At 57.7% G+C, this 22,954-nt stretch carries 14 protein-coding genes and 7 tRNA genes; 14 read left to right on the top strand and 7 right to left on the bottom strand.

Features of this window, described 5'->3' with window-relative positions; genetic code table 11:
- Window positions 1-93: 93 nt before the first annotated feature.
- The 12 genes from clpP to AC27VO_RS09485 all read left to right on the top strand — a co-directional run bounded on the left by clpP (window position 94) and on the right by AC27VO_RS09485 (window position 6,998).
- Window positions 94-702: an ATP-dependent Clp endopeptidase proteolytic subunit ClpP gene (gene clpP / locus AC27VO_RS09430; protein WP_488666462.1), complete on the top strand. Its 609-nt coding sequence runs from the start codon at window positions 94-96 to the stop codon at window positions 700-702.
- Between the two features lie 106 nt (window positions 703-808).
- Window positions 809-2,071 (top strand): ATP-dependent Clp protease ATP-binding subunit ClpX, encoded by a 1,263-nt coding sequence (gene clpX / locus AC27VO_RS09435; RefSeq protein ID WP_488666463.1) that lies wholly within the window; start codon window positions 809-811, stop codon window positions 2,069-2,071.
- Window positions 2,072-2,180: 109 nt separating this feature from the next.
- Window positions 2,181-4,625 carry an endopeptidase La gene (gene lon / locus AC27VO_RS09440; RefSeq protein ID WP_488666464.1) on the top strand — a complete coding sequence of 815 codons (2,445 nt, stop codon included), beginning with the start codon at window positions 2,181-2,183 and terminating at the stop codon, window positions 4,623-4,625.
- Between the two features lie 108 nt (window positions 4,626-4,733).
- Window positions 4,734-4,809, top strand: a tRNA-Gly gene (locus tag AC27VO_RS09445).
- 57 nt (window positions 4,810-4,866) lie between these two features.
- A tRNA-Gly gene (locus AC27VO_RS09450) sits at window positions 4,867-4,942 on the top strand.
- Window positions 4,943-4,999: 57 nt separating this feature from the next.
- Window positions 5,000-5,075: transfer RNA gene (locus tag AC27VO_RS09455), tRNA-Gly, on the top strand.
- A 57-nt stretch (window positions 5,076-5,132) separates the two neighbouring features.
- Window positions 5,133-5,208 (top strand) — tRNA-Gly (locus AC27VO_RS09460).
- 31 nt (window positions 5,209-5,239) lie between these two features.
- Window positions 5,240-5,313 (top strand) — tRNA-Cys (locus tag AC27VO_RS09465).
- Window positions 5,314-5,317: 4 nt separating this feature from the next.
- Window positions 5,318-5,393 (top strand) — tRNA-Gly (locus AC27VO_RS09470).
- 129 nt (window positions 5,394-5,522) lie between these two features.
- Window positions 5,523-5,611 (top strand) — tRNA-Leu (locus AC27VO_RS09475).
- Window positions 5,612-5,787: 176 nt separating this feature from the next.
- The gene (locus tag AC27VO_RS09480; RefSeq protein ID WP_488666465.1) at window positions 5,788-6,417 is read left to right on the top strand and encodes a DUF6806 family protein; all 630 of its coding nucleotides are present in this window, start codon (window positions 5,788-5,790) and stop codon (window positions 6,415-6,417) included.
- A 59-nt stretch (window positions 6,418-6,476) separates the two neighbouring features.
- Window positions 6,477-6,998, top strand: a complete 522-nt coding sequence (locus AC27VO_RS09485) for a YgjP-like metallopeptidase domain-containing protein (RefSeq protein WP_488666466.1) — start codon at window positions 6,477-6,479, stop codon at window positions 6,996-6,998.
- Here AC27VO_RS09485 and AC27VO_RS09490 read toward each other — a convergent pair.
- The 6 genes from AC27VO_RS09490 to AC27VO_RS09515 all read right to left on the bottom strand — a co-directional run bounded on the left by AC27VO_RS09490 (window position 6,995) and on the right by AC27VO_RS09515 (window position 14,897).
- On the bottom strand, window positions 6,995-9,265 hold the full coding sequence (locus AC27VO_RS09490) for a sensor domain-containing protein (protein ID WP_488666467.1): 2,271 nt from the start codon (window positions 9,263-9,265) through the stop codon (window positions 6,995-6,997). The genes AC27VO_RS09485 and AC27VO_RS09490 overlap by 4 nt on opposite strands.
- A 150-nt stretch (window positions 9,266-9,415) precedes the next feature.
- On the bottom strand, window positions 9,416-10,108 hold the full coding sequence (locus AC27VO_RS09495; protein ID WP_488666468.1) for a DUF3334 family protein: 693 nt from the start codon (window positions 10,106-10,108) through the stop codon (window positions 9,416-9,418).
- 142 nt (window positions 10,109-10,250) lie between these two features.
- Complete coding sequence (proX, locus tag AC27VO_RS09500; protein WP_488666615.1) at window positions 10,251-11,231, bottom strand: glycine betaine/L-proline ABC transporter substrate-binding protein ProX; 981 nt, start codon at window positions 11,229-11,231, stop codon at window positions 10,251-10,253.
- A gap of 116 nt (window positions 11,232-11,347) precedes the next feature.
- Window positions 11,348-12,412, bottom strand: coding sequence for a glycine betaine/L-proline ABC transporter permease ProW (gene proW / locus AC27VO_RS09505; protein ID WP_488666469.1), 1,065 nt, complete (start codon window positions 12,410-12,412; stop codon window positions 11,348-11,350).
- Window positions 12,409-13,743 (bottom strand): glycine betaine/L-proline ABC transporter ATP-binding protein ProV, encoded by a 1,335-nt coding sequence (proV, locus tag AC27VO_RS09510; RefSeq protein WP_488666470.1) that lies wholly within the window; start codon window positions 13,741-13,743, stop codon window positions 12,409-12,411. The genes proW and proV overlap by 4 nt, the downstream gene beginning before the upstream one ends.
- A 530-nt stretch (window positions 13,744-14,273) precedes the next feature.
- A complete protein-coding gene (locus AC27VO_RS09515; protein WP_488666471.1) occupies window positions 14,274-14,897 on the bottom strand; it encodes a TIGR00645 family protein in 624 nt (207 codons plus the stop codon).
- Between the two features lie 202 nt (window positions 14,898-15,099).
- Between AC27VO_RS09515 and acs the strand changes: the two genes are divergently transcribed.
- Both acs and AC27VO_RS09525 read left to right on the top strand, forming a co-directional pair.
- Window positions 15,100-17,100 carry an acetate--CoA ligase gene (gene acs / locus AC27VO_RS09520; RefSeq protein WP_488666472.1) on the top strand — a complete coding sequence of 667 codons (2,001 nt, stop codon included), beginning with the start codon at window positions 15,100-15,102 and terminating at the stop codon, window positions 17,098-17,100.
- A gap of 181 nt (window positions 17,101-17,281) precedes the next feature.
- A complete protein-coding gene (locus AC27VO_RS09525; protein ID WP_488666473.1) occupies window positions 17,282-17,773 on the top strand; it encodes a LapA family protein in 492 nt (163 codons plus the stop codon).
- Window positions 17,774-17,942: 169 nt separating this feature from the next.
- Here the strand turns inward: AC27VO_RS09525 and AC27VO_RS09530 are convergent, their stop codons facing one another.
- Complete coding sequence (locus AC27VO_RS09530) at window positions 17,943-22,721, bottom strand: retention module-containing protein (RefSeq protein WP_488666474.1); 4,779 nt, start codon at window positions 22,719-22,721, stop codon at window positions 17,943-17,945.
- Window positions 22,722-22,954 lie beyond the last annotated feature (233 nt).

Raw genomic sequence — 22,954 nt, forward strand, 5'->3', positions numbered from 1 at the left:
AAAGTTCTTGATACGGGGCTTGTGCTTTCCAGCACAAGCCCCATTTCATTTCTTGGTTACAGTATTTGTCCTGTTCCCTCGTTTGGAGAAAACATGAGCGCATTGGATATGCAAGGCTTGGGCATGGTGCCCATGGTGGTTGAGCAGTCGGGCCGCGGGGAGCGGTCATATGACATCTATTCCCGCTTGCTCAAAGAGCGCGTGATTTTTTTGGTGGGTGAAGTGAATGACCAAACCGCTAATTTGGTGGTTGCTCAGTTGCTGTTCCTGGAGAGCGAAAATCCTGAGAAGGATATTTCGTTCTATATCAATTCGCCTGGCGGTAGCGTGACGGCCGGCATGGCGATTTTTGACACCATGAACTTCATCAAGCCAGATGTGTCGACCTTGTGCTGCGGCATGGCGGCCAGCATGGGGGCATTCTTGCTCTCCGCAGGTGCTAAGGGCAAGCGCTTTGCCTTGCCGAACTCGCAGGTCATGATTCACCAGCCCTTGGGCGGTGCACGCGGTCAGGCCACCGAGATTGAAATTCATGCGCGTGAAATTTTGAAAACACGTGAGCGTTTGAATGTCATCTTGGCAGAGCGCACGGGCCAGCCGCTTGAGAAGATTCGCCACGACACTGAGCGTGACTACTTCCTTTCTGCGCAAGAGGCCAAAGACTATGGTCTGGTCGACAGCGTGATTGAAAAACGCGCGTAATATTTAGCGCTGATCAGCAGCAAGCGGCGCTTTCCCCTGCGGGTAGCGCCGTTTTTACATTGCTATCATCCTCTCCTCTTATTGACGTAAACAAGGCGTAGCCCCCATGGCCGAGAAAAAAGGCACAACCAGCGAAAAAAACCTTTATTGCACCTTCTGCGGCAAAAGTCAGCACGAGGTCAAAAAGTTGATTGCTGGTCCGTCCGTCTTCATCTGTGATGAGTGCATTGATTTGTGTAATGAAATCATCCGCGATGAAGTGCCGGATAGCAGCGCGCGCGAGGCACGCGGTGATTTGCCTACGCCTGCTGAAATCAAATCCAATCTTGATAACTATGTGATTGACCAGGAGCAGGCCAAGCGCACCTTGGCTGTGGCGGTGTACAACCACTACAAGCGACTCAATCACAAGGACAAGGCCGGCAAGGAAGAGGTGGAGCTTTCCAAGAGCAATATCTTGCTGATTGGTCCTACCGGTTCGGGTAAAACGCTGCTGGCGCAAACTTTGGCGCGTCAGCTGGATGTGCCCTTTGTCATGGCAGACGCCACCACCTTGACGGAAGCTGGGTATGTGGGCGAGGACGTGGAAAACATCGTTCAAAAGCTGCTGCAAAGCTGCGAGTACAACGTTGAGCGTGCGCAGCGCGGGATTGTCTATATCGATGAAATCGACAAGATCTCCCGCAAGTCGGATAACCCGAGCATCACCCGCGACGTGTCTGGCGAAGGTGTGCAGCAAGCATTGCTGAAGCTGATTGAAGGCACGATGGCCAGTGTGCCGCCACAAGGTGGTCGCAAGCACCCCAATCAAGACTTCCTGCAGGTGGATACCACCAATATCTTGTTTATTTGTGGTGGGGCCTTTCAGGGGCTGGAAAAGGTCGTGGAAAACCGGACGGAGGCTTCGGGTATCGGTTTTGGCGCAGCGGTGCGCAGTAAGGCCAACCGTTCCTTGACGGAGTTGTTCCAAGATATCGAGCCTGAAGACTTGATCAAGTTCGGCATCATCCCTGAATTGGTCGGACGTATGCCTGTCGTGACGGCGCTGACAGAGCTGAATGAAGAGGCTTTGGTGCGCATCTTGACCGAGCCCAAGAATGCATTGGTCAAGCAGTACAACAAACTGTTGGCCATGGAAGGTGTTGAGCTTGAGGTGCGCCCTTCCGCGCTGTCGGCCATTGCGCGCAAAGCCATTGCACGCAAGACAGGTGCCCGGGGTTTGCGCTCGATTCTGGAGCAGTCATTGCTGTCCACAATGTTTGACCTGCCCAATCTTGAAAATGTAGAAAAAGTGGTGCTGGAAGAGTCGACGATTGTTGAGGGTAAAGCGCCTTTGCTGGTTTACCAAGAAGCTGCAAAGAAAGCCTGATTGGCAGTGAGTGCGGCTTGGTTTGACCTAAGTCGCACTTCCTAAGTGCCGAGCGTACGGTGCAAAAAATAAGCCCGGGCACTTGCTGCCTGGGTTGACAAGGAGTTCTATGACAGAACCAACAGATTTGAACCTCAAGGCTGGGGTAGAGCTGCCGCTCTTGCCTTTGCGAGATGTGGTGGTGTTTCCGCATATGGTGATCCCCTTGTTTGTGGGGCGTGCCAAAAGCATCAAAGCGTTAGAGTTGGCGATGGAAGCGGATCGCCGCATCATGCTGGTGGCACAAAAGACAGCATCCAAAGACGAGCCTTCGACCGACGACTTGTTTGGGGTGGGAAGCATTTCCACGATCTTGCAGATGCTGAAGCTGCCTGATGGCACGGTGAAGGTGCTGGTTGAGGGGCAGCAACGTGCCAAGCTGCTGGATGTGGAAGATCAAGAGACGCATTTCGTTGCGCGCTGTGAAGAAATCTCAGCGCCAGTGCCTTCGAGCAAGCTCGCCAGCGAGATTGAAGCGTTGCGCCGAGCGGTTTCGCAGCAGTTTGATCAGTACGTCAAGCTCAACAAAAAAATCCCGTCAGAGATCCTGACCTCGATTGCCGGCATTGATGATGCGGGTCGTTTGGCAGACACCATTGCTGCACACCTTCCTTTGAAGCTGGATCACAAGCAGGTCGTGCTCAATCTGGCGGATGTGAAAGAGCGTCTGGAAAGTTTGTTTGAGCAACTAGAGCGCGAAGTCGACATTTTGAATGTCGACAAAAAAATCCGTGGGCGTGTGAAGCGCCAGATGGAGAAAAGTCAGCGCGACTTTTACTTGAATGAGCAAGTCAAGGCTATCCAGAAGGAGCTGGGCGAAGGCGAAGATGGTGCAGACCTTGAAGAGATTGAGAAAAAAATCAAGGCAGCCAAGATGCCGGCAGAAGCCCGTAAAAAGGCGGAAGCTGAGCTCAAGAAGCTCAAGCTGATGTCCCCGATGTCGGCAGAAGCCACAGTGGTGCGCAATTACATTGATGTGCTGACGGGCCTGCCTTGGAGCAAGAAAACCAAGATCAAGCATGATTTGGCCAACGCGGAAGAGGTGCTCAATGCCGATCACTTTGGCCTGGAGAAGGTCAAGGACCGCATCTTGGAATACCTTGCAGTGCAGCAGCGTGTGGACAAGGTGAAGGCGCCTATCCTGTGTTTGGTTGGACCTCCTGGTGTGGGTAAAACCTCACTGGGGCAGTCCATTGCCAAGGCCACAGGGCGCAAATACGTGCGCATGGCCCTGGGTGGCATGCGTGACGAAGCAGAGATTCGTGGGCACCGCCGCACCTACATTGGTGCTATGCCTGGGAAGGTGCTGCAAAGCTTGGATAAGGTGGGAACACGTAATCCTCTGTTCTTGCTGGATGAAATTGACAAGCTGGGCATGGATTTTCGTGGCGACCCATCCAGCGCTCTGCTGGAGGTGCTGGACCCGGAGCAAAACAGTGCGTTTGGGGATCACTACGTCGAGGTGGACTTCGACCTGAGTGATGTCATGTTTGTGGCGACTTCGAACTCCATGAATATTCCTCCAGCCCTGTTGGATCGTATGGAGGTGATTCGTCTGGCGGGCTATACCGAAGATGAGAAGCTCAACATCGCCAAGCGTTACTTGCTGCCCAAGCAGATCACCAACAATGGTCTGAAAGAGGGAGAGCTGGACGTCAAAGATGACGCGATTCGTGACATCGTCCGCTACTACACACGTGAAGCTGGTGTGCGCTCGCTGGAGCGAGAGCTGTCCAAGATCTGCCGCAAGGTGGTGAAGGGGCTGCAGTTGAAGAAGCTCAAGCCCAAGGTCATTGTCAAAGCCGCTAATTTGGATGATTACCTGGGTGTGCGCAAATACACGTATGGGCGTGCAGAGCAGCAAAACCAGGTGGGGCAAGTGGTCGGTCTGGCGTGGACGGAAGTGGGCGGCGATCTGCTGACGATCGAGGCAGCAACCATGCCTGGCAAGGGCAACATCCTGCGTACGGGCTCGCTGGGTGATGTCATGAAGGAGTCAGTGGAGGCTGCGCGTACGGTGGTACGTAGTCGTGCACGTGCCTTGGGCATTGAAGATACAGCTTTTGAAAAGCGCGATATTCATGTGCATGTCCCTGATGGCGCTACACCGAAAGACGGTCCAAGTGCGGGTGCTGCAATGACAACGGCTTTTGTTTCTGCCTTGACTGGTATTCCTGTTCGCGCCGATGTGGCTATGACTGGGGAGATCACATTGCGTGGCGAAGTCACGGCAATTGGCGGTCTGAAAGAAAAGCTTTTGGCCGCTTTGCGAGGTGGCATCAAGACGGTGCTGATACCTTTGGAGAACGTCAAGGATTTGCAGGACATTCCGGCAAATGTCAAAACAGATCTGGAAATTATTCCGGTGCGCTGGATTGATGATGTGCTGAAAATTGCACTGGAGCGTATGCCAGCTGCACTGGAGGATGGTGCAGTGGCACCAGCGTCCGTGGCAGCTGTGAAGAGCGCAGCGAGCAAAACAGCCGCCAAGAAAACGCGTGCAGTAAAGCATTGATGAAAATTAGTAGCGCACTTTTCTGAGTCGTCAAAAAAGTGCGCTACAATTCATTCCATCGCAGCGTTGCTTGTTTTCTGTTGTAGAATTTAAGGCTTCGCAAGATAAGCGGGAATAGCTCAGTTGGTAGAGCGATACCTTGCCAAGGTATAGGTCGTCGGTTCGAGCCCGATTTCCCGCTCCAGGTTTTCTAGAGCTTGTTTTTATAAGTTCCAAAGTTTCCAAGTGATTGGAAGCACAAGCGGGAATAGCTCAGTTGGTAGAGCGATACCTTGCCAAGGTATAGGTCGTCGGTTCGAACCCGATTTCCCGCTCCAGGTTTTCTGGAGCTTGTTTTTCTAGGTTCCAATGTTTCCAAGTGATTGGAAGCGCAAGCGGGAATAGCTCAGTTGGTAGAGCGATACCTTGCCAAGGTATAGGTCGTCGGTTCGAACCCGATTTCCCGCTCCAGGTTTTCTGGGGCTTGTTTTTATAAGTTCCAATGTTTCCAAGTGATTGGAAGCGTAAGCGGGAATAGCTCAGTTGGTAGAGCGATACCTTGCCAAGGTATAGGTCGTCGGTTCGAACCCGATTTCCCGCTCCAGTTTAGGTGCTACTTTGTAGTTCCTTGGTATGGCGCGATAGCAAAGCGGTTATGCAACGGATTGCAAATCCGTCTAGTCCGGTTCGACTCCGGATCGCGCCTCCAAAATGCGGGAATAGCTCAGTTGGTAGAGCGATACCTTGCCAAGGTATAGGTCGTCGGTTCGAACCCGATTTCCCGCTCCAAATCTAAAGGGAAGCATTTGCTTCCCTTTTTTCATGCATCCACGGTGTCAATCTTGGAACAAGCACGGGTTTCATGCAGCAACATCGGTTATGCTTTAGAGCTTCGCTGCATTGGTAATCAGTGCAGTGGCCTCGGTGGTGAAATTGGTAGACACATCAGACTTAAAATCTGCCGCCTATAACTGGGCGTGCCGGTTCGATTCCGGCCCGAGGCACCAAATGCATTCTGAAAAGCTTCTTCGAGAAGCTTTTTTTATGTCTAGATTATTTATGGCACTCGGAATGAACTTACCCCCCAAAGGGAGAGTTCACAAGTCGCGGTGGCGTGCCAAAATGGGTGTCCATGATTGATGGTATGCGGCAGCTTGATCTGCCGCGTTAACTGAAGAGAACAATGTCTAGCTACAACGCGCCTTTTGAAATTCACGTTCATGGTCAAGTGCAGTTGCGCACTGATGTGACCTTTGAGCAGTTGCAAGATGCGCTCAAGCCTCTGTGGTCATACGCTGGCGCACGTTCTTTGGCTGCAGGCGCTGCCAGTTCCTACGAAGAAGAACCGGGTATTCAGTTCAATGCCAAGGAAAGCATCCTGCAAATGTGCTGGACGGTGTCGGGTGACGAAGATTTTCGCCAGGCACTGGATGACGTTTGCATGGGGCTCAATGAGCTGGCACAAGAAGGTGCAGCCATTGAAGTTACTTTCTATGATGCCGAGTTTGACGAGGAAGACGGGGAGCGCTCTCAGGAAGCGCGTGATGACTTTGTCATGCTCTTTGTCGGCCCTAACCCTGCGGCCATCATGAAAGTGCAGCGTGACATGCTGGTGCAAGACGTCATCCAGATGATGGAGCGGCACTTTGAAGCGTCGGAGCTGGTGGGTGTGGTCTCCGAAATTGACAAGCTGTTCATGCAGCGTTTCGATAGTCTTCTGAGCTCATTGGAAATTGGCAAACTGCCTCCCAGTGGCGGCAACAATGGGCCACGCGGTGGTGGAAATGGCCACAGGCCACGTCATTTGCATTGATCCATGCAAATACTGCGCATGACCCGGCTTGATGCCGGGTTTTTTGCGAGGAGGTGCTGGTGAAGCCAGTCGTATTGCCGTATCTGCAAGCTTACCCCGCCGCTTTGCAGCAGCAGGTCGCAGCGCTGATGCAGGCCCCGCAGGGGGTGGATCAATGGTTGCTCAAGCGCTACCCGCAGGCCCACACCCTGCGCTCAGACAAGGCGCTCTATGCGTATACCGATGCGCTGAAGGCCGAAAATTTGCGCAAAGCAGGTAATTTGCACAGCGTGGCTTATGACAGCAAGATTCACGTGGTGCGCAATGCCCTAGGCACGCACACGCGCAAAGTTGTGGTGCAGGGTAGTCGTTTGAATGTGCGGCATGAGATTCGCATTGCCGCCATATTCAAGTATGTGCCAGAGCCGTTCTTGAAGATGATCGTGGCGCATGAGCTGGCACATCTGCGTGAGCAGGATCACGACAAGGCGTTCTACGCACTGTGTTGTCACATGGAGCCTGACTACCACCAGCTAGAGTTTGAAGTGCGGGTCTACTTGACGCACTTGGATGCAGGTGGCGCCAGACTTTGGAGTGATTAGCAGATGCTGCAAGAGAGCGTGTTTGTGTGCTGCCTGGGTGGAACCCAGGGGCGATAGCTGCCTAGTAGCTGGCTGATTTGATTAGCAGGCACGGGCTTGCTAAACCAGTATCCCTGTGCTTCATCACACCCTTGTTCGCGCAGGAAATCGAGCTGTGTCTGTGTTTCGACACCCTCTGCCGTGGTTTGCATGCCCAGTGCCTGTGCCATGCGCACGATGGCGCTGACGATGGTTCGGTCATTGTGCTCATGGTCCAGGTCTCGAATAAAAGACTGGTCGATTTTGAGCTTGTAAATCTGAAAGCGTTTGAGCTGGCTGAGTGAAGAGTAGCCGGTGCCAAAGTCATCCATGGACAGCCAGATGCCGCTTTTACGCAGTGCGTCCATGGTGAGTGTGGCCGCTTTGGGGTCTTGAATGGCTACGCCTTCGGTCAACTCCAGCTCCAGTGCGTTGGGCGGAATATCCGCCTCTGCCAAGATGCGTGCAATCAGTTCGGGCAGCTGGGGCTGGTGAAACTGAATGGCGGAGAGGTTGACGGCCACTTTGAGCTGTCCAAAGCCTTCTTGGTGCCAAGTCTGAAGCTGGGTGATGGCTTTGCGCAGCACCCATTCACCAATTTGCAAGATCTGCCCGCTGTCTTCTGCAGCGGGAATGAACTCTGCCGGAGATACGTTGCCCAGCTCTGGCTGATTCCAGCGCAGCAATGCTTCTACGCTGCGAATTTCTCCGGAGTGCAAGCAAATTTGGGGTTGGTAGTGCAGGGTGAATTCATTGCGCTCCAGCGCGCGGCGCATCGCATTTTCCAGCTGCAGCGCGCGCACCGATTTGGCATGCATTTGCGGCGTGAAAAAGCGGTAGGTGTTGCGACCCTCCAGCTTGGCGTGGTACATGGCCACATCCGCAGATTGGGTGAGGCTGTCAATGTTTTCCCCATCATGGGGAAACAGTGCAATACCCATGGACGGGGCCATGCTCAGTTCATGGTGTTCAATTTGGTAAGGCTGCAAAGAGGCTTCTTGCAGCTTGCCGGCCACGCGCGCAGCGCCTTGGGCGTTGGCGCCAGGCAGTAGCAGCACAAACTCATCGCCACCCAGGCGAGCGACCGTATCTTTTTCACGGACGACGGCACGCAGGCGTTTGGCGATTTCTTGCAGCAGTGCATCGCCCACCTTGTGCCCCAGTGAGTCGTTGACGTGCTTGAAACGGTCGAGGTCGAGAAAAATGACGGCCAGCGGTGTGTTGTGGGCACGCGCCTGCGCAATGGCCTCCTTGCTGCGCTCGGCAAGAAATGCCCGGTTGGGCAGTCCCGTCAGGGGGTCGTAGTGCGCCATCCAATGGATGCGCTCTTGTACCCGTTTGCGGTCTTCGACTTCCTGGTGCAGTGTCTGGATGGTGGCACTGAGTTCATTGGTGCGTTCGTGCACCTGACGCTCCAGCTCAGCCTGTGCGGTGGTCAGCATGGCCTGAATGTGCTTGCGCTCGGTAATGTCTACCAGAATCCAGACCTCGCCCTGGCTGCGGTCAAAAGGGTCGACCCAGCGGCTGCGGGCTTCGCATTCAATGCTGCGGCCGTGCTTGTGGCGCAGGGTGATCTCCCCTTCAAAGTTGCCAGCACTCCCCGTGCTGATTTGTGCCAGCAGGTGCAAGGGTGAAGCACTTGCGGCCACGCTGACTGGCACATTGGTGAGTTGCAGCAAAGCTTCTGGTGCAAATCCCAGCATGTTGCCGAGATGGGGGTTGCAGCGGGTTAACGCACCCTGTTTGAAGTAGGCGATACCTACTGCGGCAGTTTCAAACAGCAGCTGTTTCTCGCGCAGCGCAGACGACAGCAAGGCCTTGCGGCGGCGTTGCTCGTCAATGTCGTCAATGATCCAGATGGCGCCTTCATGGGGGGCTTCGGGATTGATCAGGTGCCCACTCAGGCTGGCCCAGAACAGATGCCCGCTGTGCCTGCGCATGCGGCGCTCTGTCTTGAAGGTTTTTCCCAGCACCATGCTGGGGTAGGCGGCGCGTCCCAATGCCTTGAATTCTTCGCGTGATGGATGCAGGGAAGTGCTTTGGGTGCCCGTGATTTCTTCGTGCGAAGCAAATCCAAAAATCTTGGCAAAGTGCGGATTGCAGCGCACGACGGAGCGATTCTTGATGAAGGCAATCCCTACGCCAGCACTGTTGAGCAACGCCTGCTGTTCGCGGGACAACCTCTCCAGATCCACGTGCGCTGCGGTGAGGGATGCGTCTTGCTCCAGTGTCCCAAGGGTCAGTGACATGTCGGGTGCAATGTGTGAAATAAAGGGCGAATGGCAGACAACTGCGGCATCAGAGGCTGGTGGCCAGTACAGCGCTGGGACAGCGCGTGGTGCTGAAGCCGGCACGCGGCTCAGCATGTGCCTGATGTACCGGCTCGGGGGGCAGGGCGCTTACATGCCCAGTGATTTCAGCAAGGCTTCTGTTTCCACGTCGGCGCTGGCGGCAGGCGCCGCAGCCTGTGTCTGGGCGGACGGGGCAGCTTGCGCAATGATGGCATCGGGGTCCACCACTTCGTTGGCATCAAAGTCGTGCAGCTTGATGAATTCGGTGCTGTCTACGGCCAGCTCCAGATAGAAGATGTTGTTGCTGGCGGTATAGAACGTAACGCGCCGTGCTTCTGGGTTGTCCAGGTTGGCATCCACGCTCAGTTGCACCTGCTTGTTCAGCACCAGCATTTTGGGCTGGTTCTGCGTGATGTGGGTCTGCAGTTCACGACGGACCTTGCCAGTGAAGTCGCCCACCACCTGGTTCATCAACTCGCCCATCACGTTACTCACCTCGTCCGAGGTGTGGGAGCTGGCCAGGTCCGACTCAGACATGCCCATGTTCAGCAGGTAGCTGCGGTACAGCTCCATGGCCGCAGCTGCCGAGAAGTTGATGATGACGAGGCCTGAAAAACCGCCATCAAACAGAACGAAGCAGCCGATATCAGGCTTGAGGTAGGTCTTGCGAATGCGTTGCACCATGCCCGAATACTGGATCTGGCAGGTCGTGGCCACGTTGAGTACACGGGTGACAGAGTTGCAAAGGCTGACCAGCAGTTCGTCAGTACCTTGGACAGTGGAGGAGGCAGCGTCACGCATGAGATGGTAAGAAAAAGAAACAGAGTGGGGCGATTATGGGCGCTTTCGTGCAGCGTGAACACCGCTGTTGTGGGGCGATCGCGAAAGCCGCAGACCGTGGCGCAGTGCACCGCCCAATAAAAAAGAGGCCGAAGCCTCTTTTTTATTTCGCCGCAGCGCGGGCCTGGTCCAGCCAGCCATCAAAGGTTTTCTGGTGGGCCTTGATCCAGCCATCCGTGTGGCGTTCGATGTCAGCAGGCTTGCCCTGGCCTTGGCTCATCATGTGGTTTTGCGCATTGATGTCGCTCACGGGGACTTGCATCACTTCAAACAGTTTGGCGGCAGCAGGGTTCTTGTCGGTCCAGGCTTTGTTGGCCAGGATGTGCTGCTTGTTCACCACAAAGCCGTAGTTCTTGCCGTTGGGCAGTTTGGTGTCGGTGCCTTTTTGCTCGCCAGGGGCGGAGGAAAAAGGAACTTCCAACCAAACCACATCTTTGCCGGGCTTGAGCTCGTTGCTCACCCAATAGGGGGTCCAGGTGTAGTACAGGACGGGTTTGCCGGATTTGTAGCGGGCGATGGTGTCCGCAATCAGTGCCGAGTAAGTGCCTTGCTTGTGGGTGACGGTGGCGCGCAGCTTGTAGGCGTCGAGATGGTTTTCAATCATCGCCTCACAGCCCCAACCAGGGTTGCAACCGGTCATGTCGGCCTTGCCGTCGCCATCGGTATCAAACAGCTGGGCAATCTTGGGATCCTTGAGCTGCTCAATATTGGTGATTTTGTGGGCGTCGGCGGTTTTCTTGTCGATCAGATAGCCTTGCGCAGCATTGTCCGAGTACACGCCCTTGCGATAGAGCTTGGCGTCGCCCCCGGAGTTCTTGTAATAGTCGGCATGCAGCGGGTTCCAGTGCGAGGCCAGGAAGGTGGCGTCACCATTGCCGATGGCCAAGTGGGCGGTGGGGTACTCCACCTCTTTGATGGGCTGCACGTCATAGCCCAGCTGGGTCAGTGCCTTCATGACCAGCAGCGTCTGGAAGGTTTCTTCGGCAATCGAGCTTTTGAGGGGGAACACCTTCACGCCTTTGCCCGGCTGCTCGTTGGCAGCGTGGGCGCTCAGGCAGGCCAGCGCCAGGGTGCCGGCGGCCATGGCGGTCAGGGTGCGGGTGGTACGGTTCATGGATGTCATCGTCTCGTCCTCCTGTGATAAATTAGTATCAAATTGGCCTCTAACGCTTATTTATCAAGCGCTATAAGCTATGAAAATTAAGTGGATTGCTTGCGTGGCTTGAGCAGCAAGCCCAAGGGGCCACGGTGCCACCAGCGTTCACCGCTGCGGTGGGGCTGCCCCATGGCCTGGGTGACGCGGTCCAGCACAATCGCCAGCAGCACAATGCCCAGCCCGCCCACGGTGGCCAGCCCCATGTCCAGGCGTCCAATGCCGCGCAGCACCATCTGGCCCAGACCACCCACGGCGATCATCGAAGCAATCACTACCATGGACAGCGACAGCATCAGCGCCTGGTTGATACCCGCCATGATGTTGGGCATGGCCAAAGGCAATTGCACCTTCCACAGCAGTTGCCAGGGGGATGCGCCGTAAGCGCGGCTGGCCTCGATCAGGTCTGGACGCACTTGGCGGATGCCCAGATTGGTCAGGCGCACTAGCGGCGGCAAGGCAAAGATGATGGTCACAATCACACCGGGCACGTTGCCAATGCCAAACAGCATGACCACGGGTACCAGGTACACAAAGGCTGGGGTGGTTTGCATGGCATCCAGCACCGGGCGGGTCCAGCGCTGAGCGCGGTCACTGGAGGCAATCAAAATGCCCAGCGGCAGGCCAATCACGATACAAAAGACCAGCGATGTCAGCACCAGCGACAGTGTCACCATGGCTTCCGGCCAGATGCCCAGCACGGCAATCGTGACCAGCGACACGGCCGCGCCAATGGCCAGACCCCGGCCGGCAAATTGCCAGGCCAGCAGCACCATCAGCAGCGTGAGCAGGGGCCAGGGCAGGGCCAGCAGGCTTTGCTCGACCCCCGCCAAGGTGGCATCAATCGGGGCGCGCACCGTCTGAAAGAAGGGGCGGAAGTGCTCGACCACCCAGCTCAGTCCCTGGTTGATCCAGGTTTCGACGGGCAAGCCATCGGCGCGCAGCTGCTCCCACCAGCTCAAAGGGGCATCAGCGGCAGAGCTGCTGGCTGCCAGCCAGTCCGAGCCTGTTGCTGCGCTGGGGTCGGCCGCAGCAGGTGCGGCCCAAGGGTCTGCACTGGCCGGGGTAGAAGCCGCTGCCCATGGATCGTTGGCATTGTTCACATCACTCATGCGGCTCCTCCTGGTTGTTGTGTGGGTGCGGTGTCCGAATGCTCTTGCAGCATGGTGGGGGAGTCATCCTCGCCCGAGGGAAATAGCGGGTTGAGGGTGATCGGTGGGCGCACAGGTTGTGGTGGTGGCACCGGAGGGGTGTCGCGATCCAAAAAGCGCAGCATGGTGGTGCGGCTGATCACGCCCAGGAATTTGCGGTCCTCGCCCAGCACCGGCAGGGGGCAGGGGGCGGTGGCCATGGGGCCAAACAGGTCTGCCACGGGGGTGGACGCCTCCAGCGGCACCACGTTGTCAATGAAGGCGTGTTTGAGGCCTAGCATGCCTTCGTGGCCGTGCAAGGCATCACGCAGCGACTGGGCGGAGACCACACCAATCAGGCGCTGGCGGGCATTGAGCACGTAGGCGTGGTCGCGGTCAGAGTCTTCAATCAGGCGCAAGGCAGCGCGGCAGCCGCGGTCGCTGTGCTCAGAGATGATGGTCAGTGCCTGGCGGGCAATGTCCGAGGCCTTGAACACGGCGGCCGCGTCCACGCCCTTGATGAAGCTGCGTACATAGTCATTGGCGGGGCTGCGCAAAATCTCATCGGGCGTGCCCACTTGAATGACCTGGCCGTCCTTCATGATGGCGATGCGGTCACCGATGCGCATGGCTTCGTCCAGATCGTGCGAGATGAACACAATGGTGCGGCGCTTGGTCTCTTGCAAACGCAGCAGCTCAGATTGCATTTCGGTGCGGATGATGGGGTCAAGCGCTGAGAACGCCTCATCCATCAGCAAGATTGCCGGGTCGGAAGCCAATGCCCGTGCCAGGCCCACACGCTGCTGCATGCCGCCAGACAGCGCATCGGGGTAGCTGGAGCCCCATGCGCCCAAGCCTACTTGTTCCAGCGCTTGCTGCGCAGCTTGATCGCGGGTGGCTTTGTCCACGCCCGCCATTTCCAGACCAAAGCCGGTGTTCTCCAGCACAGTCATGTGCGGCATCAGCGCAAAGGACTGGAACACCATGGAGATGTCTTTGCGGCGCAGTGCGCGCAGTGCTTTGTCACCCAGCGTATTGATGGCCTGACCGTCGACCAGGATGCGTCCGCTGGTGGGCTCGATCAGGCGATTGAGCAGGCGAACCAGGGTGGATTTGCCGGAGCCAGACAGCCCCATGACGACGAAGATTTCGCCGGCTTCAATGGTGAAGTTGGCGTCGAATACGCCGATCGACTGACCGGTGCGTTCGAGGATTTGTTGCTTGGAAAGCCCTTGGCGCACCAGATCCAAGGCTTGCTTTGGGTGATCGCCAAAGACCTTGAAGACGTTTTCGATGCGAATTTGTTTGGCCACTGGTTTGTCCTCCCTTGAGTTGTTCTTGGGGGTTACACACAGTGCAGCCGCGTCACAAGCGGGGCTTGGACGGCCTACACGCGAAGCCGAATGTCGTGCCAGCCGATGCACTTGTTGCTTCTGACAATCTCGGAAGCAGCAATGAAAGGGGAAGACCGGGCCCGAATGGCAGCGTGAGGGTGCGCAAGGGCCGCGAAGAAAGGGCAGAGGCAGCGCACCCGGCAGGGTGCGACACATGATCCAAACATGTCGTGCATCAGTGCCAGGAATCCGGCGCTGTGGCGACAGGGGACTGCATGTACAGCCCTGTCACCGGGTTAATCCATGGCTTTGGCACATGGATTACCTGCATGGCAGGTTGTTAATAAAGCGTTTATTCTAATTATTCGCTATATAGCTGTCAACAATAATTTTTGCCGGTAAAAATGCATCTTGTTGCATTCGTGAGTATCTTGGTGGCAGCGGTTGTTAAAAGCTGGCAAAAATAAAAAACCCGGCGCACTGGCCGGGTGGAAGGTGGTATCTGCTGCTTAGTGGGCGGGATGGTGGTGGCTGTGGATCAGTTTGTCGGTATAGGCAATGGCCAGCGCACTCAGCAGGAACACCACATGAATGATGGTTTGCCACATCAAGACTTTGACGTCGTAGTTGCCGGCATTGATGAAGGTCTTGAGCAGGTGGATGGAGCTGATGCCGATGATGGACAGTGCCAGCTTCACTTTCAGTACCGATGCATTCACGTGATCCAGCCATTCAGGCTGGTCGGGGTGGCTGTCCAGCCCCAGGCGGCTGACAAAGGTTTCATAGCCGCCCACGATCACCATGATCAGCAGGTTCGAGATCATGACCACATCAATCAACGCCAGCACCACCAGCATGATGATGGTTTCGTTCAGGCCAGTGACTGGGGCATCGGGCTTGTAGCCAATGTTGGTCACCAGGGCTTGCAAGGCAGCCTGGCTGCCGAACGCAGCTTCAATCAGGTGCCACAGTTCGACCAGGAAGTGCCAGACATAAACGCCTTGTGCAGCAATCAGACCCAGGTACAGGGGCAATTGCAGCCATCGGCTGGCAAAAATCAGACTCGGCAGGGTGCCGACAGGGGGGCGGGGTGAAGGTGTGGGTGACTCGGTATGCGGGTCCAGGGAAGCCATAGATGCAATCAGAAAACAGGGAAAGGGCATGTGCTGCGCAGGAGTTGCGCAGGGCAGGCATTGTAGAGGCGGTACTCATGGTTAACCCTTGGTAAGTCGTTACGTTTCCTGAGGTTTTAGTCGGACAGAGTCAGTGGTATGTAAGTGCTGCCGCCGACATTTGCTCGCAAACTACTACCCTTAAGAGCAAGGAGACAAAGCCATGAATGCACCTGGTTCCGCAATTGAATCCGTGTTGGTGGAAAACCGCGTGTTTCCGCCATCTGAGGCGACCCAAAAGGCTGCCCGCATTTCGGGTATGGCCGCTTACGAGGCGTTGTGCGCAGAGGCGGACCAAGACTATGAGGGTTACTGGGCGCGCCTGGCCCGTGAGAACGTCGTTTGGAGCAAGCCTTTCACGCAGGTGCTCGATGAAAGCCAAGCGCCTTTTTACCGCTGGTTTGCTGACGGTGAACTCAACGCCAGCGCCAACTGCCTGGACAAGCACATGGGCACGGCGGTCGAGCACAAAACCGCCATCATTTTTGAGTCCGATGACGGCCAGGTCACCAAGATCAGCTATCGCGAGTTGCTCGAGCGTGTGTCGCAGTTTGCGAATGGCTTGAAGGCGCAGGGCGTGAAAAAGGGCGACCGGGTCTTGATCTACATGCCCATGACCGTGGAGGGCGTGGTGGCCATGCAAGCCTGTGCCCGCATTGGTGCGACCCACTCGGTCGTGTTTGGCGGCTTTTCCGCCAAGGCCGTGCAAGAGCGCATTGTGGACGTCGGTGCCTGCGCCGTGGTGACGGCCAACTACCAGATGCGTGGCGGCAAGGAGCTGCCCCTGAAAGCCATTGTGGATGAGGCGCTGGAGATGGGCGGCTGCGAGGCCGTGCAGCGCGTGCTGGTGTTTGAACGCACGGCCACGGCCTGCAAGATGGTGGCCGGGCGTGACCTGACGTTCACCGAGCTGCTGGCGGGCCAAAGCACACAATGCCCACCGGTGGCGGTCGAGGCGGAGCACCCGCTGTTCATCCTCTACACCAGTGGCTCAACCGGCAAGCCCAAGGGCGTGCAACATGCGACGGGCGGCTACATGCTGTGGGCCAAGCAAACGGTGGACTGGACATTCGACATGCAGCCCAGCGATGTGTTCTGGTGCACGGCCGATATTGGCTGGATCACCGGTCACACCTATGTGGCCTATGGCCCCTTGGCCGCAGGTGCCACGCAAATCGTTTTTGAAGGTGTGCCCACCTTTCCGCATGCCGGGCGCTTCTGGGAAATGATTGCCCGCCATGGCTGCACCATTTTCTACACCGCTCCCACGGCCATCCGCTCTTTGATCAAGGCCGCGGAAACGGATGAGAAGGTGCACCCCAAGAACTGGGATTTGCGCAGCCTGCGCATTCTGGGCAGCGTGGGTGAGCCCATCAACCCCGAAGCTTGGATGTGGTATTACCGCCATGTGGGCGGCGAGCGCTGCCCGATTGTGGACACCTTCTGGCAAACCGAAAACGGTGGTCACATGATCACCCCGCTGCCGGGCGCGACACCGCTGGTGCCTGGCTCGTGCACTTTGCCGTTGCCGGGTATTACAGCGGCCATCGTGGATGAAACAGGCAACGACATGCCCAATGGCGCAGGCGGGATGCTGGTGGTCAAGCGCCCATGGCCCAGCATGATCCGCAATATTTGGGGTGACCCCGAGCGTTTCAAAAAGAGCTATTTCCCCGAAGAGCTGGGCGGCAAGACCTATCTGGCGGGCGATGGCGCTGTGCGCAGTGCAGACCGTGGTTATTTCCGCATCACAGGGCGTATTGACGATGTGCTCAACGTCTCAGGTCACCGCATGGGGACGATGGAGATTGAGTCTGCTTTGGTGGCCAAGACCGATCTGGTGGCCGAGGCAGCGGTGGTGGGCCGCCCTGATGACCTGACGGGCGAAGCGATCTGCGCCTTTGTGGTGCTCAAGCGCCCCCTGCCCAGCAATCCGGACGAAGCCAAGGCGCTGGCCAACGAGCTGCGCAACTGGGTGGCCAAGGAAATTGGCCCCATTGCCAAGCCCAAGGACATTCGCTTTGGCGAGAACCTGCCAAAGACCCGCAGCGGCAAGATCATGCGCCGTCTGCTGCGCTCTATCGCCAAGGGCGAAGCCATCACCCAGGACACATCCACCCTGGAGAACCCCGCCATCCTGGATCAATTGGCCAAAACCAACTGACCCCAGCCTGGCTTGTCGATCGGTGCCGCCGATGTAACGCGGCCAGCGGCACCCACAGCCACCTTCGGGTGGCTTTTTATTGCTTGTAGGAAATATGGCAGATACAAACGCGCCGCACGCTGGCTGAAACCGGGGGCATCTTGGGGTACAAAGCAGCCCATAGAGCGTAAAGGAACACGGTATGAAGTCACGTATTGCATTGCTGGTGCTGATCATTGTGGTGATTGGGGCACTGGGTTTTTTCAACTTTCCCTATCTGGCGCAAACCGTGCCCATGTCGCTGGGCTTCACCACGGTCGATGCCCCCTTGGGCTTGATCCTGATGGCGCTGACGGCATTGATGGCCGTGGTTTTCATCGCTTATGTGATTGCCATGCAGGGCGCCTGGCTGCTGGAGGCGCGTGCCCATGCCAAGGAAATGACGGCACAGCGTGAGCTGGCAGACAAGGCCGAAGCCTCGCGGTTTACCGAGTTGCGCATTGCGATTGAGAACCTGCACAAGGAAGAGGAGCGCCGTTTGCTGGAGCGCATGGACGTGCTGGAGTCGCACCTGCATGCCCGCGCGCAGGAAAGCGATAACTCCACCGCCGCCTATGTGGGCCAGCTGGAGCAGCAGTTGCGCACCCCCGCGGGTTCGGTGCGTGAGAGCACCCCTACCGAGCCGCGCTTGTAAGCATGCTTAATAAAGTGAGCGCCTAGCGTTTGTACTTGCTGGTTTTTATGCATGAAGTGCATGGAAAGCCATATACATAGCGCGCAAGCAGCTATCAAAAAAAGCCACCGCATGCGGTGGCTTTTTTGTGAGGCTGGTCGCTGAGGGCCTTGCGCCCCCCGTGCCCGTATTAGAACGTGCCGTCGATGGACAGCTTGCCTTGCTGCACCAGGTTCTTGATCAGCTGGTTTTGATCCGCGCCATTGCCCGTCACCAGATCCACACCTTCCAGCGTGATCACCTGGTTGAAGTTGCTGCCATCGCTTTTCAGTGCCCCATCGCTGGAGATTTTTACCACCGTGTTGGAGTCGACCTTGCTGATGTTCAGGTAAGCAGACAGATCGCTGGCGTGCTCTTCACCCTGCAGCAAATCGCCCAGCACCAGCGTGTCTTTGCCGGTGGCGCTTTTGCCGCCCATGCCGAAATCCTTGACCACATCGCGTGCAGGCTGGTTCACCGAACCCGCATCGCCTTTGCCCCAGATGAACAAGTCATCGCCGGCGCCGCCAATCAAGGTGTCGTTGCCCTGACCACCAATGAGGCGGTCATTGCCTTGCATACCGTTCAGGGTGTCGTTGCCTGACAGGCCATACAGCGTGTCGCTGTCCTCGGTGCCCAGCAGCGTATCTGCACGGTTGCTTTGCGCAGTCTCTGGCGTGAGCGTGAGGGCATCACCCAGCACCACGTTTTCAAAATTGCCGTGCACCGCGATGACTTCTGCACGCAGATCTTCCGTGCCCGCTGTCTTCACGGCCAGTGTGCCGCGGCCATTCGTGTCGAGTTGCACCTCATACACCACGCCTGCCACCTGCACCAGTGCAACCGGGAAGGTCTTCTCGAAGTCGTACTTGCTGGCATCGGGTGGGTTGGAGGTTTGCACTTCGAACAGCACATCGCTTTCACCGGCAATGCTGGTGGCAGAGCCGTTGATGACTTCCTTGTACTTGATCGAGTGGATCAGGTAGTCGTCATTGACACCGACCGCCGTGAATTCGGCTTTGCTGAAGGTCAGGCCGCTGCCTGGCTCAAAGGTATAGGCCAGATCCACCTGGTCGCTGCCGCCTGGTGCACGCACCGTCTTGGTGATTGCACCCTTGGCGTCGTAATACGTGACGTAGGCGAGGTCGGCATTGCCTCTGCCGCCAGAAACGATGGCCGATCCCACCACCGCGCCCTTGCTGTCAAAGAAGGTGACCTTGGCATTTTCAGACGTGGCACGCCAGGCAAACTGCACATCAAAAGACTTCACCTCGTGATTGAAGCTGATGGCAATTTTTTCGCTTTTCTTGCTGGCCGCATCAAAGCCCAGTTCTGCATCATCACCACTGGCTTTGCCCTGTACCCCGAAGCCATCGTGGTTGGTGCCCAGGGTTTTGGAAATCTGTGCGGCAGATCCGTTAGGTGCAAAGGCCTTGACGGTGAAAGCGGTGCTCTTGTCCACATTGGCCACGGTAATTTCCGAGGTCTTTGTGACGTAGGCCTTGATGGAGACTGTGGTGTCGTCAATAGTGTCTGGCACCTGCACTGAGGCGGCAGGGCCGTAGCTGGGGTTCTCCAGCAGCGAGCCATCAGCGGCCTTGGCCCCTTGAATCTCTACGCTCAAGGGCGAAGCGTCGTTGTACACATCCTCGCCTTGGGCGGCGGCGGTGTAGACCACGCTGGTGCTGTTGGCGGGGATGGTGACAGTTGCGCCCGTGCTGAGCGTGACCACCAGATCCTTGGGCAGGGGCCGGTCGATGGACACCGTAAATTGCGGCTGCTGTGCCTCGGTGTAGGAGGGTTGCACAGGGGCAATCGACACGAGCACCGCATTGGCAGCGCTGGCGGGGTCGTCGCTGACGCTCACGCTGGTGTTGCCCGTGGTTTGCAGCAGCTCGAACTCGTTGTCCGAGTCGTTGAGCACTTCGGTGATCTGGTTGGTGATCGTGGGCTGGCCGCCGGTGAACAAGTCGTTGGCCACGGGCACGGTGACCGAGCCGCTGGTCTGGCCAGCGGGGATGTCGATGGTGCTGCCATCGGCCAGCTTGAACTGCACGCCATCGTGCTGGCTCAGATCGGCGCCCGCAGGGCCGCTGAGGGTGATGGTGTAGGTGATCTGGCCACCTTCAGCGACGCTGGCGGTGTTGGCTGTCAGCGTAGCGGTCACGGGGCTGATCGTATCGGTGACCTGCACCGAGGCGGCAGGGCCGTAGCTGGGGTTCTCCAGCAGCGAGCCATCAGCGGCCTTGGCCCCTTGAATCTCTACGCTCAAGGGCGAAGCGTCGTTGTACACATCCTCGCCTTGGGCGGCGGCGGTGTAGACCACGCTGGTGCTGTTGGCGGGGATGGTGACAGTTGCGCCCGTGCTGAGCGTGACCACCAGATCCTTGGGCAGGGGCCGGTCGATGGACACCGTAAATTGCGGCTGCTGTGCCTCGGTGTAGGAGGGTTGCACAGGGGCAATCGACACGAGCACCGCATTGGCAGCGCTGGCGGGGTCGTCGCTGACGCTCACGCTGGTGTTGCCCGTGGTTTGCAGCAGCTCGAACTCGTTGTCCGAGTCGTTGAGCACTTCGGTGATCTGGTTGGTGATCGTGGGCTGGCCGCCGGTGAACAAGTCGTTGGCCACGGGCACGGTGACCGAGCCGCTGGTCTGGCCAGCGGGGATGTCGATGGTGCTGCCATCGGCCAGCTTGAACTGCACGCCATCGTGCTGGCTCAGATCGGCGCCCGCAGGGCCGCTGAGGGTGATGGTGTAGGTGATCTGGCCACCTTCAGCGACGCTGGCGGTGTTGGCTGTCAGCGTAGCGGTCACGGGGCTGATCGTATCGGTGACCTGCACCGAGGCGGCAGGGCCGTAGCTGGGGTTCTCCAGCAGCGAGCCATCAGCGGCCTTGGCCCCTTGAATCTCTACGCTCAAGGGCGAAGCGTCGTTGTACACATCCTCGCCTTGGGCGGCGGCGGTGTAGACCACGCTGGTGCTGTTGGCGGGGATGGTGACAGTTGCGCCCGTGCTGAGCGTGACCACCAGATCCTTGGGCAGGGGCCGGTCGATGGACACCGTAAATTGCGGCTGCTGTGCCTCGGTGTAGGAGGGTTGCACAGGGGCAATCGACACGAGCACCGCATTGGCAGCGCTGGCGGGGTCGTCGCTGACGCTCACGCTGGTGTTGCCCGTGGTTTGCAGCAGCTCGAACTCGTTGTCCGAGTCGTTGAGCACTTCGGTGATCTGGTTGGTGATCGTGGGCTGGCCGCCGGTGAACAAGTCGTTGGCCACGGGCACGGTGACCGAGCCGCTGGTCTGGCCAGCGGGGATGTCGATGGTGCTGCCATCGGCCAGCTTGAACTGCACGCCATCGTGCTGGCTCAGATCGGCGCCCGCAGGGCCGCTGAGGGTGATGGTGTAGGTGATCTGGCCACCTTCAGCGACGCTGGCGGTGTTGGCTGTCAGCGTAGCGGTCACGGGGCTGATCGTATCGGTGACCTGCACCGAGGCGGCAGGGCCGTAGCTGGGGTTCTCCAGCAGCGAGCCATCAGCGGCCTTGGCCCCTTGAATCTCTACGCTCAAGGGCGAAGCGTCGTTGTACACATCCTCGCCTTGGGCGGCGGCGGTGTAGACCACGCTGGTGCTGTTGGCGGGGATGGTGACAGTTGCGCCCGTGCTGAGCGTGACCACCAGATCCTTGGGCAGGGGCCGGTCGATGGACACCGTAAATTGCGGCTGCTGTGCCTCGGTGTAGGAGGGTTGCACAGGGGCAATCGACACGAGCACCGCATTGGCAGCGCTGGCGGGGTCGTCGCTGACGCTCACGCTGGTGTTGCCCGTGGTTTGCAGCAGCTCGAACTCGTTGTCCGAGTCGTTGAGCACTTCGGTGATCTGGTTGGTGATCGTGGGCTGGCCGCCGGTGAACAAGTCGTTGGCCACGGGCACGGTGACCGAGCCGCTGGTCTGGCCAGCGGGGATGTCGATGGTGCTGCCATCGGCCAGCTTGAACTGCACGCCATCGTGCTGGCTCAGATCGGCGCCCGCAGGGCCGCTGAGGGTGATGGTGTAGGTGATCTGGCCACCTTCAGCGACGCTGGCGGTGTTGGCTGTCAGCGTAGCGGTCACGGGGTCTTGGTCATCGACGACGTTCGTGGACGCTGTGCTGTTGGTGTTGAGCGCATCAAAGCCACCACCTGCAGTGCCAGCGATGGAAAAATTCAGGGTCTCAGTGCCTTGGACATGGATGTCGTCTGGGCGCGATGCAATAACGACTTGCCCTGAGGTAGCACCCGCAGGAATGCGGATGGTGTGGCCGGTGTTCAGGGTGATCAGCAGGTCGCTGCCAACGGGGGGGCGATCCACCGTGGCAGTGACCACAATGTCGTTGCCTTCAGTCAGTTGAGTGGGAGCGCTGAGGGTGACTGTGCCGGCGTAAGGGGGCTCCGGCTGCGCAGTCGCTGCGCCGCCTTCAATGCCGCTGCCAGGCAGCAACCGCGTGGTGTCTGTGGTGTTGGCGGGGCTGGGGTAGGCCAAAGCCAGGGGAACGGTCAGCTCCAGCACGCTGTTCAGACGCACAAAGGTGCTGCCAGAACCCTCACCGCCAGACAGTGTGGCCGCCGTGGGGTCCAGGGCGTCGAAGGGGTCTTGCTCAGCGTTGATGACCGCCAGCAACTGGTTCACATCTTGCTCGGATGGCTGGCTGATGGCGGCTTCAGCGCTGGCTGGTGGGACGAGCAAATCTTCCGAAAGCTGTACGTCCTGGTTGGCACCCAGCTGAACGGGGAGTTCACCTTCTGCCTGCACCAGGATGCTGCTGTCTGCACCAGTGATGAGCTGTGCATCAGCGGGAATCCGCATACCAGCGTGTACGGGTACCAATGTGCCTTCTGCTCCGCGCATCCATACCTGACCCACAACTTCCGTCACCAGCACTGTTAAAGACATTCCAATTTCCACTCAGTAGTTGAACTTACGCATCCGTTTGTCTAGTTCATTCACTAGGCATCGGGTAAATACTAATTACATGAAATTGATTTGTATATTGGCGTTGACGCCAATAGGGGTGAGCGGCTGCTTCCTTTGGCGTGGCCGCTACACCGTGAAATGCGTGTAGAGGCGGGGCTTGGATGGCAGTTTCTTTTTGTAAATTTATTGATCTGCACGCTACAAAAAAAGCC

This window comes from Comamonas sp. 14P8.1.4 (assembly GCF_057799285.1).

What these genes read in the sequence shown, in the direction of transcription:
- clpP (WP_488666462.1), top strand. Translation starts at nt 94, where the DNA reads ATGAGCGCATTGGATATGCAAGGCTTGGGCATGGTGCCCATGGTGGTT.
- clpX (WP_488666463.1), top strand. Translation starts at nt 809, where the DNA reads ATGGCCGAGAAAAAAGGCACAACCAGCGAAAAAAACCTTTATTGCACC.
- lon (WP_488666464.1), top strand. Translation starts at nt 2,181, where the DNA reads ATGACAGAACCAACAGATTTGAACCTCAAGGCTGGGGTAGAGCTGCCG.
- AC27VO_RS09480 (WP_488666465.1), top strand. Translation starts at nt 5,788, where the DNA reads ATGTCTAGCTACAACGCGCCTTTTGAAATTCACGTTCATGGTCAAGTG.
- AC27VO_RS09490 (WP_488666467.1), bottom strand. Translation starts at nt 9,265, where the DNA reads ATGTCACTGACCCTTGGGACACTGGAGCAAGACGCATCCCTCACCGCA.
- AC27VO_RS09495 (WP_488666468.1), bottom strand. Translation starts at nt 10,108, where the DNA reads ATGCGTGACGCTGCCTCCTCCACTGTCCAAGGTACTGACGAACTGCTG.
- proX (WP_488666615.1), bottom strand. Translation starts at nt 11,231, where the DNA reads ATGGCCGCCGGCACCCTGGCGCTGGCCTGCCTGAGCGCCCACGCTGCC.
- proW (WP_488666469.1), bottom strand. Translation starts at nt 12,412, where the DNA reads ATGAGTGATGTGAACAATGCCAACGATCCATGGGCAGCGGCTTCTACC.
- AC27VO_RS09515 (WP_488666471.1), bottom strand. Translation starts at nt 14,897, where the DNA reads ATGGCTTCCCTGGACCCGCATACCGAGTCACCCACACCTTCACCCCGC.
- acs (WP_488666472.1), top strand. Translation starts at nt 15,100, where the DNA reads ATGAATGCACCTGGTTCCGCAATTGAATCCGTGTTGGTGGAAAACCGC.
- AC27VO_RS09525 (WP_488666473.1), top strand. Translation starts at nt 17,282, where the DNA reads ATGAAGTCACGTATTGCATTGCTGGTGCTGATCATTGTGGTGATTGGG.
- AC27VO_RS09530 (WP_488666474.1), bottom strand. Translation starts at nt 22,721, where the DNA reads ATGTCTTTAACAGTGCTGGTGACGGAAGTTGTGGGTCAGGTATGGATG.